The 15,790-nt window shown below is 68.0% G+C and carries 17 protein-coding genes and 1 tRNA gene; 11 read left to right on the top strand and 7 right to left on the bottom strand.

From position 1 onward, the window contains the following. Window positions 1–2: 2 nt before the first annotated feature. Window positions 3–1,046, bottom strand: a complete 1,044-nt coding sequence (gene trpD / locus ACMYLB_RS14155; protein ID WP_415907619.1) for an anthranilate phosphoribosyltransferase — start codon at window positions 1,044–1,046, stop codon at window positions 3–5. Window positions 1,047–1,128: 82 nt separating this feature from the next. Between trpD and ACMYLB_RS14160 the strand changes: the two genes are divergently transcribed. The 7 genes from ACMYLB_RS14160 (at window position 1,129) to rpe (ending at window position 6,999) form a co-directional block, all read left to right on the top strand. Continuing rightward, window positions 1,129–2,163 (top strand): undecaprenyl-diphosphate phosphatase, encoded by a 1,035-nt coding sequence (locus ACMYLB_RS14160; protein ID WP_415907620.1) that lies wholly within the window; start codon window positions 1,129–1,131, stop codon window positions 2,161–2,163. 124 nt (window positions 2,164–2,287) lie between these two features. Beyond that, the gene (gene rpmF / locus ACMYLB_RS14165) at window positions 2,288–2,467 is read left to right on the top strand and encodes a 50S ribosomal protein L32 (protein WP_415907621.1); all 180 of its coding nucleotides are present in this window, start codon (window positions 2,288–2,290) and stop codon (window positions 2,465–2,467) included. A gap of 52 nt (window positions 2,468–2,519) precedes the next feature. Then, entirely contained in the window at window positions 2,520–3,581 is a 1,062-nt protein-coding gene (gene plsX / locus ACMYLB_RS14170; RefSeq protein WP_415907622.1) for a phosphate acyltransferase PlsX, read from the top strand. A gap of 8 nt (window positions 3,582–3,589) precedes the next feature. Then, window positions 3,590–4,576: a beta-ketoacyl-ACP synthase III gene (locus ACMYLB_RS14175; RefSeq protein WP_415907623.1), complete on the top strand. Its 987-nt coding sequence runs from the start codon at window positions 3,590–3,592 to the stop codon at window positions 4,574–4,576. Between the two features lie 6 nt (window positions 4,577–4,582). Next, entirely contained in the window at window positions 4,583–5,635 is a 1,053-nt protein-coding gene (gene bamD, locus ACMYLB_RS14180; protein ID WP_415907624.1) for an outer membrane protein assembly factor BamD, read from the top strand. A 16-nt stretch (window positions 5,636–5,651) separates the two neighbouring features. Then, on the top strand, window positions 5,652–6,161 hold the full coding sequence (lptE, locus tag ACMYLB_RS14185; protein WP_415907625.1) for an LPS assembly lipoprotein LptE: 510 nt from the start codon (window positions 5,652–5,654) through the stop codon (window positions 6,159–6,161). A 166-nt stretch (window positions 6,162–6,327) separates the two neighbouring features. Next, a complete protein-coding gene (rpe, locus tag ACMYLB_RS14190) occupies window positions 6,328–6,999 on the top strand; it encodes a ribulose-phosphate 3-epimerase (protein WP_415907626.1) in 672 nt (223 codons plus the stop codon). 24 nt (window positions 7,000–7,023) lie between these two features. Here rpe and ACMYLB_RS14195 read toward each other — a convergent pair whose 3' ends face one another. Together ACMYLB_RS14195 and ACMYLB_RS14200 are read right to left on the bottom strand one after the other, a co-directional pair. Continuing rightward, window positions 7,024–8,655, bottom strand: coding sequence for an ABC transporter substrate-binding protein (locus ACMYLB_RS14195; RefSeq protein WP_415907627.1), 1,632 nt, complete (start codon window positions 8,653–8,655; stop codon window positions 7,024–7,026). A gap of 7 nt (window positions 8,656–8,662) precedes the next feature. After that, a complete protein-coding gene (locus tag ACMYLB_RS14200) occupies window positions 8,663–9,739 on the bottom strand; it encodes an ABC transporter ATP-binding protein (RefSeq protein WP_415907628.1) in 1,077 nt (358 codons plus the stop codon). A gap of 117 nt (window positions 9,740–9,856) precedes the next feature. Here ACMYLB_RS14200 and hpt point away from each other — a divergent pair, with 117 nt between their 5' ends. From hpt to ACMYLB_RS14220, 4 genes are all read left to right on the top strand, one after another. Beyond that, entirely contained in the window at window positions 9,857–10,429 is a 573-nt protein-coding gene (gene hpt, locus ACMYLB_RS14205) for a hypoxanthine phosphoribosyltransferase (protein WP_415907629.1), read from the top strand. 104 nt (window positions 10,430–10,533) lie between these two features. Next, window positions 10,534–10,624: transfer RNA gene (locus ACMYLB_RS14210), tRNA-Ser, on the top strand. 167 nt (window positions 10,625–10,791) lie between these two features. After that, a complete protein-coding gene (locus ACMYLB_RS14215) occupies window positions 10,792–10,983 on the top strand; it encodes a GIY-YIG nuclease family protein (protein WP_415907630.1) in 192 nt (63 codons plus the stop codon). A gap of 1 nt (window position 10,984) precedes the next feature. Then, window positions 10,985–11,794, top strand: a complete 810-nt coding sequence (locus ACMYLB_RS14220) for an ABC transporter ATP-binding protein (RefSeq protein WP_415907631.1) — start codon at window positions 10,985–10,987, stop codon at window positions 11,792–11,794. On the opposite strand, the gene ACMYLB_RS14225 is transcribed toward ACMYLB_RS14220, so the two are convergent. The 4 genes from ACMYLB_RS14225 to metK form a co-directional block, all read right to left on the bottom strand. After that, a complete protein-coding gene (locus ACMYLB_RS14225; protein ID WP_415907632.1) occupies window positions 11,773–12,477 on the bottom strand; it encodes an HAD family hydrolase in 705 nt (234 codons plus the stop codon). The genes ACMYLB_RS14220 and ACMYLB_RS14225 overlap by 22 nt on opposite strands. 34 nt (window positions 12,478–12,511) lie before the next feature. After that, window positions 12,512–12,874, bottom strand: a complete 363-nt coding sequence (locus ACMYLB_RS14230) for a cupin domain-containing protein (RefSeq protein WP_415907633.1) — start codon at window positions 12,872–12,874, stop codon at window positions 12,512–12,514. Between the two features lie 148 nt (window positions 12,875–13,022). Continuing rightward, the gene (gene ahcY / locus ACMYLB_RS14235) at window positions 13,023–14,450 is read right to left on the bottom strand and encodes an adenosylhomocysteinase (RefSeq protein ID WP_415907634.1); all 1,428 of its coding nucleotides are present in this window, start codon (window positions 14,448–14,450) and stop codon (window positions 13,023–13,025) included. Between the two features lie 11 nt (window positions 14,451–14,461). Beyond that, window positions 14,462–15,679, bottom strand: a complete 1,218-nt coding sequence (gene metK, locus ACMYLB_RS14240) for a methionine adenosyltransferase (RefSeq protein ID WP_415907635.1) — start codon at window positions 15,677–15,679, stop codon at window positions 14,462–14,464. Window positions 15,680–15,790: the final 111 nt, after the last annotated feature.

Below are 15,790 nucleotides of genomic sequence, written 5' to 3' on the forward strand. Positions count from 1 at the left end.
CCTTACGAACGATAGAATTCGCGGGTGGCGGCAATCTTTTTGGCGACGGCCCCGCCGCGCAGGAGCTCGCGCGCCACCGTCACCCCGCTGCGCAGGTCCGGCTGGCGGCCGACGACCCACAAGCCCATCGCGGCGACGGCGACGATCGTGTCCATCAGCCCGCGCGGCGCGCGGCCGGCGAGGATCGCCTCCGTGAGCGCGACGTTCGTCGCGACGTCGCCGCCGACGAGGTCGGCGAACGGCGCGCGCTCCAGGCCGAAGTCCGCCGGCGTCCAGTTGGCCGCGGCGTCCTTCAGCCGGCCGACGCCGGCGACGAGGTTGTCGGTGGCCGTCGTCCACTCGTCGATCCCCTGCCCCGGGGCGATCGCGCCGTGCGCGACGATGCCGGCCGGGCAGCCGAGCACCGCGAGCGTGGCGGCGAACTTCGGCACCAGCGCCGGCGAGTAGACGCCGAGCATGACGTGCGCGGGACGGCCCGGGTTGATGAGCGGGCCGAGGATGTTGAAGATCGTGCGCTGGCCGCGCGCAGCGAGGGCCTTGCGCGCGGGCGCGATGTGCTTGAACGTCGGGTGGTAGGCCGGCGCGAAGAAGAAGCAGTAGCCGAGCTCGCGCAGCGCGGCGCGGGTCTTCTCCGGCGACGCCTGGAGGTCGAGGCCGAAGGCCGCCATCAGGTCGGCGCTGCCGCACTTGGAGGTGATGCCGGCGTTGCCGTGCTTCATCACCGGCACGCCCGCGGCGGCCAGCGTGAGCGTCACGAGGGTGGAGACGTTGAAGCCGCCGGCGTGGTCGCCGCCGGTGCCGACGATGTCCAGCGCGCGCGGCGCCCATTCCTGCACGCCGGGGTCGCGCGCCACGCCGCGGTAGGCCTGGGCGAAGGCGGCGATCTCGTCCGCCGTCTCGCCCTTGGCCGCGAGCGCGGCGAGGAATTCGATCTTGGTCGCCTCGGCCAGGTCGGGGCTGGCGAGCGCGAGCGCGGCGGCGCGCGCCTCGGCGGCGTCGAGATCGCGGCGGGCGTGGAGTTTTCCGGTCAGCTGCTCGAGCAACATGGCCGCGCATCCAAGCCGGACCGCGCGCGCGACGGCAAAGCATAATTCTCGACAGCCGCGCCCGATTTCGGACGCTCGCCCTGTGTTTCGCATTTTCCCGGGCCGCCTCCTCTCTGTCATAGTTGCCTGCGCCGCGCTCACCGCGGCCCAGGGCGCCGGTCCGGCATCGAAGAAGAAGCCGGTGCGCGAGCCCGCCGCGAAGCCCGTGGCCGAGCTCAGCGCGACGGACGCGATCGTCCTCGGCCTCGTCGAGGGCGTGACGGAGTTTCTGCCCGTCTCGTCGACCGGCCACCTCATCATCGCCAGCCAGATGCTCGGGCTGGAGTCCGACCAGCCGTTGACCAACGCGGCCGGCGAGCCGCTCTGGCACAAGAAGCCGTCCGAAAAACACCCCGAGGGCGAGCCGCTGACCCTCAAGCTCGCGGCGGACACCTACACGGTCGTCATCCAGGTCGGCGCCATCCTCGCGGTGGTCTTCATGTATTGGCCGCAGCTGATGAACATGCTCATCGGCCTGTTCGGCCGGAGCAGCTCCGGTTTCCGCCTGCTGCGGAACGTGCTGCTGGCGTTCGCGCCGGTGGCGGTGATCGGGCTCCTCGCGCACGACTTCATCGACCGCTACCTCTTCTCGGTCGGCGCGGTCGTGGCGGCGCAGATCGGCGGCGCGCTGCTCATGCTCTGGGCCGAGCGCTGGCGGCGACGGAACTCCGGCATCGGCTTTTCCAAGGCCGATCCGGGCGACATGAGCCCGGGCAAGGCGGTGGGCATCGGCTTCGCCCAGTGCCTGGCGCTCTGGCCGGGCACGAGCCGGTCGATGGTCACGATCGTCGGCGGCTATCTTGCCGGCCTGACGCCGGTGAAGGCCGCGGAGTTCAGCTTCCTCGTGGGCCTGCCGACGCTGGCGGGGGCCGCGGTCTACAAGTCCTACAAGTCCGGCGCGGCCATGATCGAGGTCTTCGGCTGGTCCAGCGTGCTGCTCGGGTGCCTGGTGGCGGCGATCTCGGCGGCGCTGGCGGTGAAATTCTTCGTGCGTTTCCTGTCGCGCAACGGCCTCGCGCTGTTCGCCTTTTACCGCATCGCGGTGGCGGTCGTGCTGGCGGCCTTTTACCTGTTCTAAGCCTGCGTCAGGTCGGGCGGTTAAACGTCTTGACGGGCTCCCGCGCCGAACCTTACCTCCTCGACCTTCCAACTTAAACAAGCGGCCAGTCCACGCGTCCGGCTGCACTCCATCCTCACTTACCATGGCCAATCCGAAACGTAAGCAATCCAAGCGCCGCAGCGCCAACCGCCGCGCCGCCAACGCCTTCAAAGCCCCGCAGGTCGCCAAGGACCCGACCGACGGTGGCGCCTTCCGCCCGCACCGCGTGAACCCGAAGACGGGCATGTATCGCGGTCGCCAGGTGCTGGACGTCACCGTCTAAGGTCAGTCGGCAGCTTCCCGCTATCCAACCCGAAGCCGCCAGTTCCACGCCGTTGCCGCCCCGCATCGCGGTCGATGCCATGGGCGGCGACCTGGGCCCCGCTGAGGTCGTCGCAGCGGTCAAGATCGCCCTTTCCGAGGACCAGGACCTCGCCCCCATCGTGTTGGTGGGCCAGCAGGAGGTTCTGACGCCCCTCGTCGCGCAGGCCGGCCTCGCCGCCAATCCGCGCGTCTCGATCGCGCACGCCTCCGAGGTGATCACGATGGAGGACAAGCCCCTCAAGGCGCTGAAGACCAAGAAGGACGCCTCGATGGTCCGCGCCATCGAGCTGGTGAAGAGCGGGGAAGCCAAGGTTGCCGTCAGCTCCGGCAACACCGGCGCGCTCATGGCCGGCGGCACCCTCCGCCTGCGCACCATGAATGGCGTCGACCGGCCGGCCCTCGCGGCGTTCATTCCGCGCGACGGCGGCAACTTCATCCTCGTCGACGCCGGGGCGAATCCCGAGGCCAAGCCCGAGCACCTGATGCACAACGCCGTCCTCGGCGCCGACTACGCCCGCGTGGCCTTCGGCATCGAGAACCCGCGCGTCGGCCTGCTCACCATCGGCACCGAGGAGGGCAAGGGCAACGCCCTCATCGCCGAGACGCACGAGCTGCTGAAGAAGATCAACGGCAGCGTCCTGAACTACGTCGGCCCGATCGAGGGCTTCCAGGTTTTCCGCAACCACGTCGACGTCGTCGTGTGCGACGGCTTCGTCGGCAACATCCTGCTCAAGACCTGGGAGTCGCTGGCGAAGTTCATCACCGGCATGCTCAAGGACGAGCTGAAGAAGGATCCCGTCCGCCTGGCCGGCGCGTTCCTCGCCAAGGGCGCCTTCGGCGCGCTCAAGGACCGCATGAATCCCGACCGCTACGGCGGCGCCCCGCTGCTGGGCCTGCGCGGCAACATCCTCAAGGCCCACGGCTCGAGCAACCGCCACGCCTGGGCCAGCGCCATCCGCGCCGCCGGCAAGATCATCCGCCAGGACCTTTACCACCGCATCGAGGACGACGTCGCGAAGGCCAACGAGCTCATCAAGGCCCCCGCGCCCGCCGCCCCGGCGGCAACCAACTGAATTCACCTATGGCCTCCGTGATCATCGCCGGAGTCGGCGCCTATGCGCCCGAACGCATCCTCACCAACGACGACCTCGCCAAGATGGTCGACACCTCCGACGAGTGGATCCGCACCCGCTCCGGCATCCGCGAGCGACACATCGCCGCGCCGGACCAGGCATGCTCCGACCTCGCCCTCATCGCCGCCCAGCGCGCCCTCGCCGACGCCAAGGTCAGCGCCTCCGAGGTCGACCTGCTGATCATCGCCACCGCGACGCCCGACTACCCGCTGCCGTCCACCGCCTGCGTGGTGCAGCACAAGCTCGGCGTCCCGCCCCACGCGACGGCCTTCGACATCGCGGCCGCCTGCTCGGGCTTCGTCTACGCCCTCGAGATCGCCTACGGCCAGCTCCTCACCGGGCGCTACAAGTGCGCGCTGATCATCGGCTCGGAGAAGCTCTCCTCGATCACCGACTGGTCCGACCGCACCACCTGCGTGCTCTTCGGCGACGGCGCCGGCGCCGCCGTGCTCAAGAAGAGCGACCAGGATGGCATCGGCATCATCGGCTCCGACCTCGGCGCCGACGGCGAGCTGGCCGAATACCTCTACACCCCCGCCGGCGGCTCGCGCTGCCCGGCCTCGCCCAAGACGGTCGAGGAAAAGGGCCACTTCCTGCGCATGAAGGGCAAGGAGATCTTCAAGAACGCCGTCCGCGTCATGGAGACCGTCGCGCGCGAAATGGTGGAACAACACCACCTCTCGCTTGACCAAATCAACCTCGTGATCCCCCACCAGGCGAACGTGCGCATCGTCGAGGCTCTCGCCGGCAACCTCGGTCTGCCGATGGATCGCTTCTACGTGAACATCGATCGCTACGGCAACACGTCGTCCGCCTCGATCCCGCTCGCCCTCGACGAGGCCCGCAAGGCCGGCAAGATCAAGCCCGGCGACTACACGCTCCTTGTTGCCTTCGGTGCCGGCTTCACCTACGGCTCTACCCTCATTCGCTGGTAATTTCTCATGTCCCGCCTCCGCCCCCTCGCTTTCCTCGCCGTCCTCATCGCGCTGTTCGGCGCCGCGTCGCTCCGCGCCGACCTCGTCTGGACGCCCGGCCAGGGCTGGCGCATCGAGGGCGGCGCCCTCGCCGGCCTCTCCGGCGAAGAGGGCCGCAACGCCCTCGAGCTGATGAACACCGCCCGCAACGCCGAGGAAAAGGGCAGCAGCAAGTCCGCCATCAAGGGCTACCAGAAGGTCGCTAAGAAATACCCGAACTCCCTCTACGCCGCCGAGGCCCTCTACCGCACCGGCCTCCTCTACGAAAAGCGCCGGGAATACTTCAAGTCCTTCGACGCCTTCCAGGAGATGGTGATGAAGTATCCGAGCAGCGAGAAGTTCTCCCAGGTCGTCGCCGAGCAATACCGCATCGCGCAGCTCCTCCTCGACGGCGCCCGCCCCTACATCTGGGGCGTCATCCCCGGCTTCAAGAACCGCGAGCGCTCCATCGAGTATTTCGAGCAGATCGTCCGCAACGCCCCCTACTCCGACTACGCGCCGCTCTCGCTCATGAACATCGCGCGCGGCCACCAGAAGATGGGCAACACCGAGGAGGCCATCGACGCCCTCGACCGGATGATCAACAACTACCCGAAGAACGTCCTCACGCCCGACGCCTACCTCAAGCTCGCCCAGACCCACTCCTCGCTCGTCGAAGGCGCCTACTACGACCAGGCCTCCACCAAGGAGGCCATCACCTACTTCGAGGACTACCTCATCCAGTTCCCCGGCGACTCCGGCGCCGGCACGGCGGAAAAGGGCCTCGCGGACATGAAGACCATGCTCGCGCAGAGCAAAATGATCCTCGCGGACTACTACTACAAATACCGCAAGAACTACACCGCCGCGAAGGTCTTCTACAACGAGGCTATCACCACCTACCCGGATTCGCCCGTCGCCGCCCGCGCCCGCAAGATGCTGGCCGACGTCGACGCCCGCCTCGCCGGCCAGCCCGCTCCCGCCGTCAAGGACGAGAAGAAGCCGGCCGCCCCGAAGAAAAAGCGTTTCTGGCTCTTCTGAGCGACGCGCGCCGCCCATGCGCCTCGCCTTCCTCGCTTCGCTCGTCGCCGTCGCGCTCGGTCTCGTCTCCTGCGCGCACTACCACCTCGGCACCGGCGCCGAACCGCGCTTCCAGACGCTCCACGTCGCCGTCGTGAAGAGCGACGTCCTCGTGCCGCAGGCCGCCGCCCTCGTCTCCACCCAGGTCCGCGAAGCCTTCATCAAGGACGGTCGCGTGCGCCTCGTCGATTCCCCCGCCGAGGCCGACGCCACCCTGACACTCACGCTCGAGGACTACCACCGCGAACAGACCGTCGCCCGCGCCGACGACACCGGCCTGGCGCGCCGCTACGACCTCATCCTCCAGGCGCGCGCCACGCTCACCGACCAGCGGACGAAGAAAATCGTCTTCGCCAACCAGCCGCTCAAGGTCTCGCGCGGCGCCTTCACCGACAGCGGCCAGCTCCAGTCCGAGTATCAGACGCTCCCGCTCCTCGCCGAGCAGCTCGCCGAGCGCGCGCTGCACGCCGTGCTCGACACCTGGTAAGGCGGCGAGCAACGCCCCCGCACGGGGTCAGGCTTCCCTTCGGCACCCTTTCCCTTGCCCGGGCGGGACCGCTGCCCCGCCCCAACCTCCCTGCGGCGCCCGACGACCGCGCGCTGCCTTGCGGAACCCGCCGGGAAAACGGCTTGGCCTGTCGCACGCGCGCGGTTTGCCTTGGGCCGATGCCGCTCGCCCCCGTCCTTGCCCCTCTCTCCTCGCCGGCGATCACGCCGCCCTCGGCGCCAGCGCCCGGATCGCCGCCGACGCCGGCGCGCCGTGGCTGCATCTCGACCTCATGGACGGACACTTCGTGCCGAACCTCACGTTCGGACCCGAGGTCCTCGCCGCGCTGCGCCGCGCGGGGCTGAAGACGTTTTTCGACACCCACCTGATGCTCGCCGAGCCGCACCGCTACGTCGAAGCCTTCGCCCAGGCCGGCGCCAATCTTATCAGCATCCACATCGAGCCGGCCTACGACCACGCCGCCACCCTCGCCCGCATCCGCGAGCTCGGCTGCCAATGTGGCATCGTGCTCAACCCCGGCACTCCCGCCGAGGCGGTCCGCGCGCTGTTGCCGCGAGTCGACCTCGTGCTCGTCATGACGGTGCAGCCCGGCTTCGGCGGCCAGCCGTTCCGTCGCGACATGCTGCCCAAGCTCCGGCAGATCGATGCCTGGCGCCGCGAGGGCGGCTTGAATTTCCGCCTCGAAGTCGACGGCGGCGTCGACCTCGTCACCGGACGCGAGTGCCGCGACGCCGGGGCCGACACGTTCGTGGCCGGCACCTCGTTCTTCAAGGCGGCGGATCGCGCCGCGTTCGCGGCCGCGGTGGCCGGCTGGTGACCGCGCCGGCTGGCGCGGCCGGGCTCACTCCGCCTTGCCGCGGGCGATGGCGGTGGCGCGCGCGTATTGCGCCCGGAACTTGCCGGCGAGATCGTTGGCCAGCGTGACCTCGTCGACCTTGTTCTTCGAGCTGAGCGCCGACTTGATCTCCTTCAGCGTGCGGTCGTAGCTGACGGCCGACAGATCCTGCAGGACCGCCAGGGCGCGCGCGCGCCGCGCCGGATCGATGCCGGGCGCGTGGATCGCCCGCCAGGCCTCGCGCAGCTCCTCGTGGGTGTCCTGGCACATGACGCGGATGATGAAGGCCATCTCGCGAAACACGCCGCCGCTCCACTCGGGCCGGTAGATCAGCGGATCCTTTTGCTCGAAGGGGTTCGCGTCGCGGTCGCTCCGGTCGGCCTGCCACTCGGCGTGCACGTAGTAGTCCTTGCGCACCGGCAGGCGGCGCAGCGCATAGCGCTCGGGGCCGCGCGGGGTGCCGGGCTTCTCGTTCCACAGATGCTGGCCGTCCATCGACAGCACGAACTCGATGAAGAGCTCCGCCGGCTCGCGGTGCGGGGCTCCGCGCAGGAGGCCGATCGGATCGACGGAGCTGACCGTGCCGCCCGGCGGCGAGATGTAGCCGAGGCGGTCGGAGCCGCCGCGCTTGCTCGCCGATTCCGCCTGCGCGCGACCGTAGAAGTCGATGCACATGCCGACGGCGCAGTTGCCGACGGAGACGTCGATCGGCGGCTTCTGCGAGGTGTCGGTGAAGTAGCGCGAGTTGGCGCCGACGAGCTGCAGCAGCCGCAGGCCGTCGGTCCAGCCGGCGCGCACCGCCTGGGCCTCGAGCGCCTTGGCGTCGCCGTTCGGCTGGGCGGCGCGGAGCGCCTTGAGGTGCCGCTGCATCCGCTGCTGGATGACGTTTTCAAAGGCCTTCGCGATCGAGCCGCTCTTGGTCGGGTCGCAGAGCGCAACCTCGCCGTAGAAGCGAAAATCCGTCAGGTCGTCCCACTGCTCGGGCTCGCGCGTGGCGCCGAGGCGCTGGAGCGAGTCGCGGTTGAAGATGATGCCGTAGGAGCTGAGCACGCAGCCGATCCAGAGGCCGTTCTTGTCCCAATACTCCTCGCCCGCGTAGAGCCGCGGGATGACGTCGTCGGTGAACCACTCGGGGTGGGTCTTCACCACCCGTGTCGGCACGAAGCGCCCGGCGGTGGCCTGCTTGGCGAAATCGTAGGTGCCGCCGCCGAAGAAGAGGTCGATGCCGCAGCTGACGTCGGAGGCGAGGAAGGCCGCCCGGGCCTCCTTCACGATCGCGGGCGCGTCGGCCGGCAGGCGGCCGTTCTGCGACCCGGCCTGCACCTCGGCGCTCCAGGGCTTGCCGAGCTTGTTCACCCAGTGGTTCTGGAAGGCGGTGATGTATTCGCCGTCGAGGAAGCGGGCGATCTCGCTCGTGCCGCCGAGCACGCGCCAGTCGATCGCGACCGTGCGCCCGGTGCGGGCCTGATACCAGCGGGCGAAGGCCTGGCCGAACTCGTAGCGGATCGCCTCGTTGTGCGGCGTGACGATCACCAGCGTGTCGTCGGCCCCGGCGGTCGTCGGTGCCGACGGCGTGCGCAGGGCGAAGGGCAGCGCCAGCACCACCACCAGAGCGAGGACAATCAGGGCCCGTTTCATCGGCGCCTCAGGCGGTGAGCACGATCACGTCCTCGGGCTGCACGGCGGCGTAGAGCTCGCCGCGCGCGGAGCCGTCGACGAAGCGCGGGTTGCGCTCGAAGATCTTCAGGCGCGTGCCGTTGTTCGACGTCACGAAATCATACTGCGCGACTTCGCCGAGGTAGACCGAGTCGCCGATGCGGCCGCGCACGAAGTTGCGCGGCTCGGCGTCGCGGTGCAGCTCCCAGCACTCGGGCCGGATCGAGACCGTGACTTCGGCGCCCACGGCGGGAATGTTCGTCGGGTCGCCGAAAATGCCGTCGAACTTGCCGACCGGCGTCTCGACCGTGACGAAGCCGCCGGCGATGCCGAGCACCTTGCCCGGGAGAAAATCCGTCTCGCCGATGAAGTTGGCGACGATCTTGCGCGTCGGGCGCTTGTAGACCTCGCGCGGGGCGCCGACCTGGAGGATGTAGCCGTGATCGAGGATCGCCATGCGGTCGGCGATGGAGAGCGCCTCCTTCTGGTCGTGGGTGACGTAGACGGTGGTGAGCTGGAACTCCTTGCACACGCGGCGGATTTCCGTGCGCATCTCGAGGCGCAGCTTGGCGTCGAGGTTGGAGAGCGGCTCGTCGAGCAGGAGGCAGCGCGGGCGGATGACGAGCGCCCGGGCGAGCGCCACGCGCTGCTGCTGCCCGCCGGAAAGCATGTTCGGCTTGCGGTCGGCGTATTTCTCCATGCGCACGGAGGAGAGCGCGTCGTCCACGCGCTTCTTGATCTCCGTCTCCGGCACCTTGCGCTCGTGCAGGCCGAAGGCGACGTTCTCGGCCACGGTCATGTGCGGCCAGAGCGCGTAGCTCTGGAACATCATCCCGGTATTCCGCTTGTGCGGCTCGAGGCGGGTGACGTCCTCCGGGCCGAACAGGATCTGTCCCTCCTCGGGGATGTAGAAGCCGGCGAGACTGCGCAGGAGCGTGGTCTTGCCGCAGCCGCTGGGGCCGAGGAGGAAGAAGAGCTCGCCCGGGTTGATGGTCAGGTCTAGCCCGTGCAGCGCCACGACATTGCCGAATCGCTTGGTGAGTTGCTTGACCTGGATGGAAATCATCGGGAGTGCGCGCGTCTCCGCGAGGCAACCGGCCGGTTTTCGCCGAGTCAAAGTCAAAGGCGCGGCCGGGCGCGTTGTAACAGTTGCCATCGGGACGGGAATAAATCTTAAAGCGACATGGCCCGCACCAAGCCGACGATCCCCGAGCTCAAGCACCTCGACCACGTGCTCGTGAGCGAAACCGCCATCCGCCGCCGCGTCTCCGCCCTCGCCGAGCAGATCAACCGCGCCTACCGCGGCAAGGACCTCACGGTGATCGCGGTCGTGAACGGCGCCCTGATCTTCACCGCGGACCTGCTCCGCCAGATGCGCTCGCCGCTGCGCCTCGACTGCATCCGCGCCTCCAGCTACCACGCCGGCACCGCCGCCACGGGCAAGCCGGTCATCATCGACAACCTCAAGCTCGACATCGCCGGCCAGCACCTGCTGCTCGTCGACGACATCCTCGACACCGGCAACACGCTCTCCGCAGTGAAGGAGCTGCTCCTGGCCAAGAAGGCCGCGTCCGTGCGCACCTGCGTGCTGCTGGACAAGAAGGCCCGCCGCGTCGTGCCCTTCGAGGCGGAATACGTCGGCTTCGAGATCCCGAACGAGTTCGTCGTCGGCTACGGCCTCGATTTCAACGAGCGCTACCGCAACCTCCCCTGCATCGGCGTGCTGAAGCCGAAGTTCTACTCCGGCACGGTCTGAGCGCGCCGCCGCGGACTTTTCCGGGGCCCCAACCAGGCAGAGTCGGAAGGAAAATGCCTTGCGCTCGGCGAGGCGGCTCCCTTTGTTCTGCGGTCCACTCCGACGGAGGGGTGGCCGAGTGGTCTAAGGCAGGTCTTTGCTAAAGACCCAGACCCCAAAAGGGTCTCGGAGGTTCGAATCCTCTCCCCTCCGCCATCCTTCGCTCCGGCGGAGCTTCGGATGGCACAGCCTACGTTTCGGTGCGCGAAAGGCTGTTGATCTTGAAGCGCCTGGGCGAAGGATGTCCTGCGCAGCTTTAGCGGAGCAGGACCATGCACTACGTTTACCTCATGCAGCGCGCCGCGAATCCGAAAAAACGGTAGGTGGGATACAGCCATGACCTCCGTCAGCGCCTTTCCGACCACAACGAGGGCAAGAACCTCGGCACCGCAATGAACCGTCCTTGGGAACTGCGAAGCTACGTCGCCTTTTCATCCGAGAAGCAGGCGACCGAGTCCGAGCGCTACCTCAAATCGGGGTCCGGACACACTTTTGCGAAACGACGACATTGGTGACATGCCCGCCGCGCCCCTGCTCTTCGATTTTCGCCAGCTGACCGTCTACCGCGGCGAGCGGCGCGCCCTGCACGGGCTCGACCTCCAGCTCCGGGCCGGCGAGCACGTGGCGATCCTGGGGCCGAACGGCTGCGGCAAGTCCACGTTGATCAAGACGCTCACGCGCGAGCTCTACCCGCTCACCGACACGCCGGGCTACCGTTTCCAGCTCCTCGGCGAGGAATTCGCCGACATCACGGACTTCCGCCGGACGCTCGGCCTCGTCGCCCTCGATCAGCTGCAGAAACTTTCCTACGAGATCACCGAGCGCGCCGTCACCGGGCTCGAACTCGTGCTCTCCGGCTTCTTCGACAGCATCGGGTTGTGGCCACACCAGCGGCCGACGCCGGCCCAGCGCCGCCGCGCCCGCGCCGTGATGCGTTTCCTCGGCGTGTCGCACCTCGCCGCGCGTTCGCTCAAGGAAATGTCCTCCGGCGAACAGCGCCGCTGCTTCATCGGCCGCGCCATCGTGCACGACCCGGCGGCGCTGCTGCTCGACGAACCGACGACCAGCCTCGATCCGGCCGCCGTGATCGAGTTCCGGCGCGTGCTGCGCACGCTCTGCCGCCGCCGCAAGAGCGTCGTGATCGTGACGCACAACGTCGCCGACCTCGTGCCCGAGATCGACCGCGTGCTGCTCATGCGCGCCGGCCGCATCGTCGCCGACGGCGCGCCGCGCCGCGTGCTCAGCTCGGCGTCGCTCTCGGACCTTTTCGGCGCCCCGCTGCGCCTCGTCCGCACGCGCGGGCACTACGACCTGGTCAGCCGCTGAACCGTCGCCGGCAAGGCGGCGAGCGACTCGATCCGCGCCGTCGCGGCCGCCGGATCCTCGCCGGTGCGGTCGCGGTCGACCCAGATGCGCGCGATGCCCATCTCCCGCGCCGGGCCGATGTCGTGGTAGAAGCTGCAGGCGGCGTGCACCCAGTTCGGCAGCTCGACGCCGCTGACGCGCCAGAAGTGCCGGAAGTGCGCGAGCGCGGGCTTGTAGTCCTTCACCTCCTCGGCGGTGACGACCAGGTCGAACGGCTGGCGGAAGCCGCGCTGCGTCTGGGCGAAGAGCGCGCGATCGCAATTGGTGAGCACGGCCAGCTTCCAGCCCGCCGCGCGCAGCTCGGCCAGCGCCGGCTCGACGTCGGCGAAGACCGGTTGCGTGCCCCAGTGGTCCGGCAGCGCGCTCACGTCGCGCTCGGCCACGGCGAGGCCGATCTCGCGCGCGGCGCGCGCCACGCCCTCGCGCAGCACGTCGGCGTAGAGCCGGTGCGGGCGCTCCTGCTCCAGCGGGCGCTCGTAGCGGTGGTAGGCGGCGACCAGTTCGCCGACGCGCTCACCCGCGAGCGGGCGCAGGATATCCGCGAAGCCCGTGTGCCAGTCGACGAGCGTGCCGAAGCAGTCGAAGGTGATCCAGGAGTTGCCCATGCCGCGAGCAAGGGCGACGGCGACGGCCGGCGCAAGCATCGCGCAGCGGCCTTCGACCGTCGGCCAGTGCCGCTCAGGCGTCGCGGTGGACGGTGGCCGGCGAGAAAGCCGGCAGGCACACCGCGATGTATTCGGCGCCGTCGGCGTGGGGCGTCGAGTAGCGCACCCACTCGCCCTTCGGCGTGAGGACGGCCTGGCCGGCCTTGACGGCGAGCGAGCCGGCCTTGGTCTCCACCCGGAGTTCGCCGCGGAGGACGACGGTGTATTCGTCGAACTCCGGCGTCTGCCCCGGCTCGACCCAGCCGCCCGGGCTGCGCATGCGGGCGATGCTGACGGCGTCGGTGCGGGAGTTCACGCGACCGAAGAATTCCTCGATGAGCTTGGGCTTGTTGCCGGCGGCTTCGATGACGGTGGGTTGGGAGACGAGAGTGGCCATGGTGAAGGAGGAAACGGATTGCGGGGCGGTTTCGGGTCAAAAAAAACGCCGCGGAGCGATCCGCGGCGTTGGGATGTTAGGAAGGTTGCACCGGATTCGGTCCGCCTTCGCCGAGGCTACGGCGGACGCTAGTGAATCGGCTTCCGGTTCAATAGCGGTAGTGCTCGGGCTTGTAGGGACCCTCGACCGGGACGCCGAGGTAGGCGGCCTGTTCCTTGGTGAGCTTGGTCAGCTTGGCGCCGATCTTCTCGAGGTGCAGGCGGGCGACTTCCTCGTCGAGGTGCTTGGGCAGGCGATAGACGCCGACCTTGTAGACGTCCTTGTTCTTCCAGAGATCGAGCTGGGCGAGCGTCTGGTTGGTGAAGGAGTTCGACATGACGAACGACGGGTGGCCGGTGGCGCAGCCGAGGTTCACGAGGCGGCCTTCGGCGAGCAGGTAGATGCTGTTGCCGTTGGGGAACGTGAACATGTCGTATTGCGGCTTGATCGTCGTGCGCTTCACGCCCTTCGCCTTGTAGAGGCGGTCGACCTGGATCTCGTTGTCGAAGTGGCCGATGTTACAGACGATGGCCTGGTCCTTCATCTTCGCCATGTGCTCGAGCGTGATGATGTCCTTGTTGCCGGTGGTCGTAACGTAGATGTCGGCGACGCCGAGGGTGGACTCGACGGTGTTGACCTCGAAGCCTTCCATCGCGGCCTGGAGGGCGTTGATGGGATCGATCTCGGTGACGATGACGCGCGCGCCGAAGCCCTTGAGCGAAAACGCGGAGCCCTTGCCCACGTCGCCGTAGCCGCACACGCAAGCGACCTTGCCGGCGATCATGACGTCGGTGGCGCGCTTGAGGCCGTCGGCGAGGGACTCGCGGCAGCCGTAGAGGTTGTCGAACTTCGACTTCGTGACCGAGTCGTTGACGTTGATGGAGGGGACGAGGAGCTTGCCCTGCTCGTGGAGCTGGTAGAGGCGGTGAACGCCGGTGGTGGTCTCCTCGGAGACGCCGCGCCACTCCTTCACCATCGCGGTGAAGATGCCGGGCTGGCTTTTTTTGATCTTCTTGAGGAGGTTCTTGATGACCTGCTCCTCGTGCGAGCCGGAGGCGCTGTCCACCCAGTCGCTGCCCTGCTCCATCTCGTAGCCCTTGTGGAGGAGGAGCGTGACGTCGCCGCCGTCGTCGACGACGAGCTGCGGGCCGGTGCCGTTCGGGTGGCTGACGGCCTTCCAGGTGAGATCCCAGTATTCCTCGAGCGTCTCGCCCTTCCAGGCGAAGACCGGCACGCCGGCGGCCGCGATGGCGGCGGCGGCGTGGTCCTGCGTCGAGAAGATGTTGCACGACGCCCAGCGCACGGAGGCGCCGAGTTCAACCAGCGTCTCAATGAGGACGGCGGTCTGAATCGTCATGTGCAGCGAGCCAGTGACGCGAACACCCTTGAGGGGCTTCTTCGGGCCGAACTTGGCGCGCACGGACATCAGGCCGGGCATTTCGTGCTCGGCGATGGAGATTTCCTTGCGACCCCAGTCGGCGAGACCGATGTCCTTGACGTGGTAGTCCGCGGTGGCGGATTTCTTGGCTTTGGCCATGGAGAGAGTGGTTAGGCTTTGATGGCGGCGCGGAGCTCGGCGGCCTTGGCGGTGGATTCCCACGGCAGGCCCTTCTTGCCGAAGTGGCCGTAGTTCGTGGTCTGGCGGTATATCGGGCGGAGGAGGTCGAGCTGGGCGACGATATCGGCCGGCTTGAACGAGAAAACTTTCTGCACGGCCTCGGTGATCTGCTCGTCGGAGATGCCGAGCTTGGCGGTGCCGAAGGTCTCGACGCGGACGGAGACGGGCTTCGGGTGACCGATGGCGTAGGCGAACTGGATCTCGGCGTGCGTGGCGAGGCCCGCGGCGACGATGTTCTTGGCGACCCAGCGGCCCATGTAGGCGGCCGAGCGGTCGACCTTGGACGGATCCTTGCCCGAGAAGGCGCCGCCACCGTGGCGGCCCCAGCCACCGTAGGTGTCGACGATGATCTTGCGGCCGGTGAGGCCGGAGTCGCCCTGCGGGCCACCGACGACGAAGCGGCCGGTCGGGTTGATGAGATACTCGGTGTTCTTCGTCAGCAGCTTCGGGTCGATGACCTTCTTGATGACGTTTTCGATGAGGTATTTTTCGATCGTCGCGTGCTTCACGTCCGCGGTGTGCTGCGTGGAGATGACGACGTTCACGACCTCGACCGGCTTGTCGTTCTGGTAACGGACGGAGACCTGCGTCTTCGCGTCAGGGCGGAGCCAGGAGACCGCGCCGGACTTGCGGACCTTCGTCAACTCGCGGCCGAGACGGTGCGCGAACATGATCGGGGTCGGCATGAGCTCGGGCGTCTCGTTGCAGGCGTAGCCGAACATGATGCCCTGGTCGCCGGCGCCCTGCTCGGCCGTCTTCTTGCCCTCGGCCTTCTTGGCGTCTACGCCCTGGGCGATGTCGGGCGACTGGGCGGTGAGGTAGTTGTTGATGAAAACCTTGTCGGCGTGGAACACGTCGTCGTCATTCACGTAGCCGATCTCGCGGATGGCATCGCGGATGACCTTGCCGAGATTGATGGCTTCCTCGAGCGGCTTGGTCGTGCCCTTCTTTGGATCCTGCAGCTTCGGAATGGTGATCTCGCCGCCGACGACGACGACGTTCGACTTGACGAACGTCTCGCACGCCACGCGCGAGGTGTGATCGATCTTCAAGCAGGCATCGAGCACGCTGTCGGAGATCAGGTCGGCGACTTTGTCGGGGTGACCTTCACCGACCGACTCGGAGGAGAAAACGAAGTGATTGGCCATAGGATGAGGCGGCGAAGAAAGAGGCCGCACGCGGCCGGAGCAAGTAGATTATCAACGTATCTGGATTCCATGATGCGAATGTTGAAAAGACGCCTCCCCGGCATCCGGCTT

It is taken from the genome of Oleiharenicola sp. Vm1, assembly GCF_047777955.1.
Classification (GTDB): Bacteria; Verrucomicrobiota; Verrucomicrobiia; order Opitutales; family Opitutaceae; genus Didemnitutus.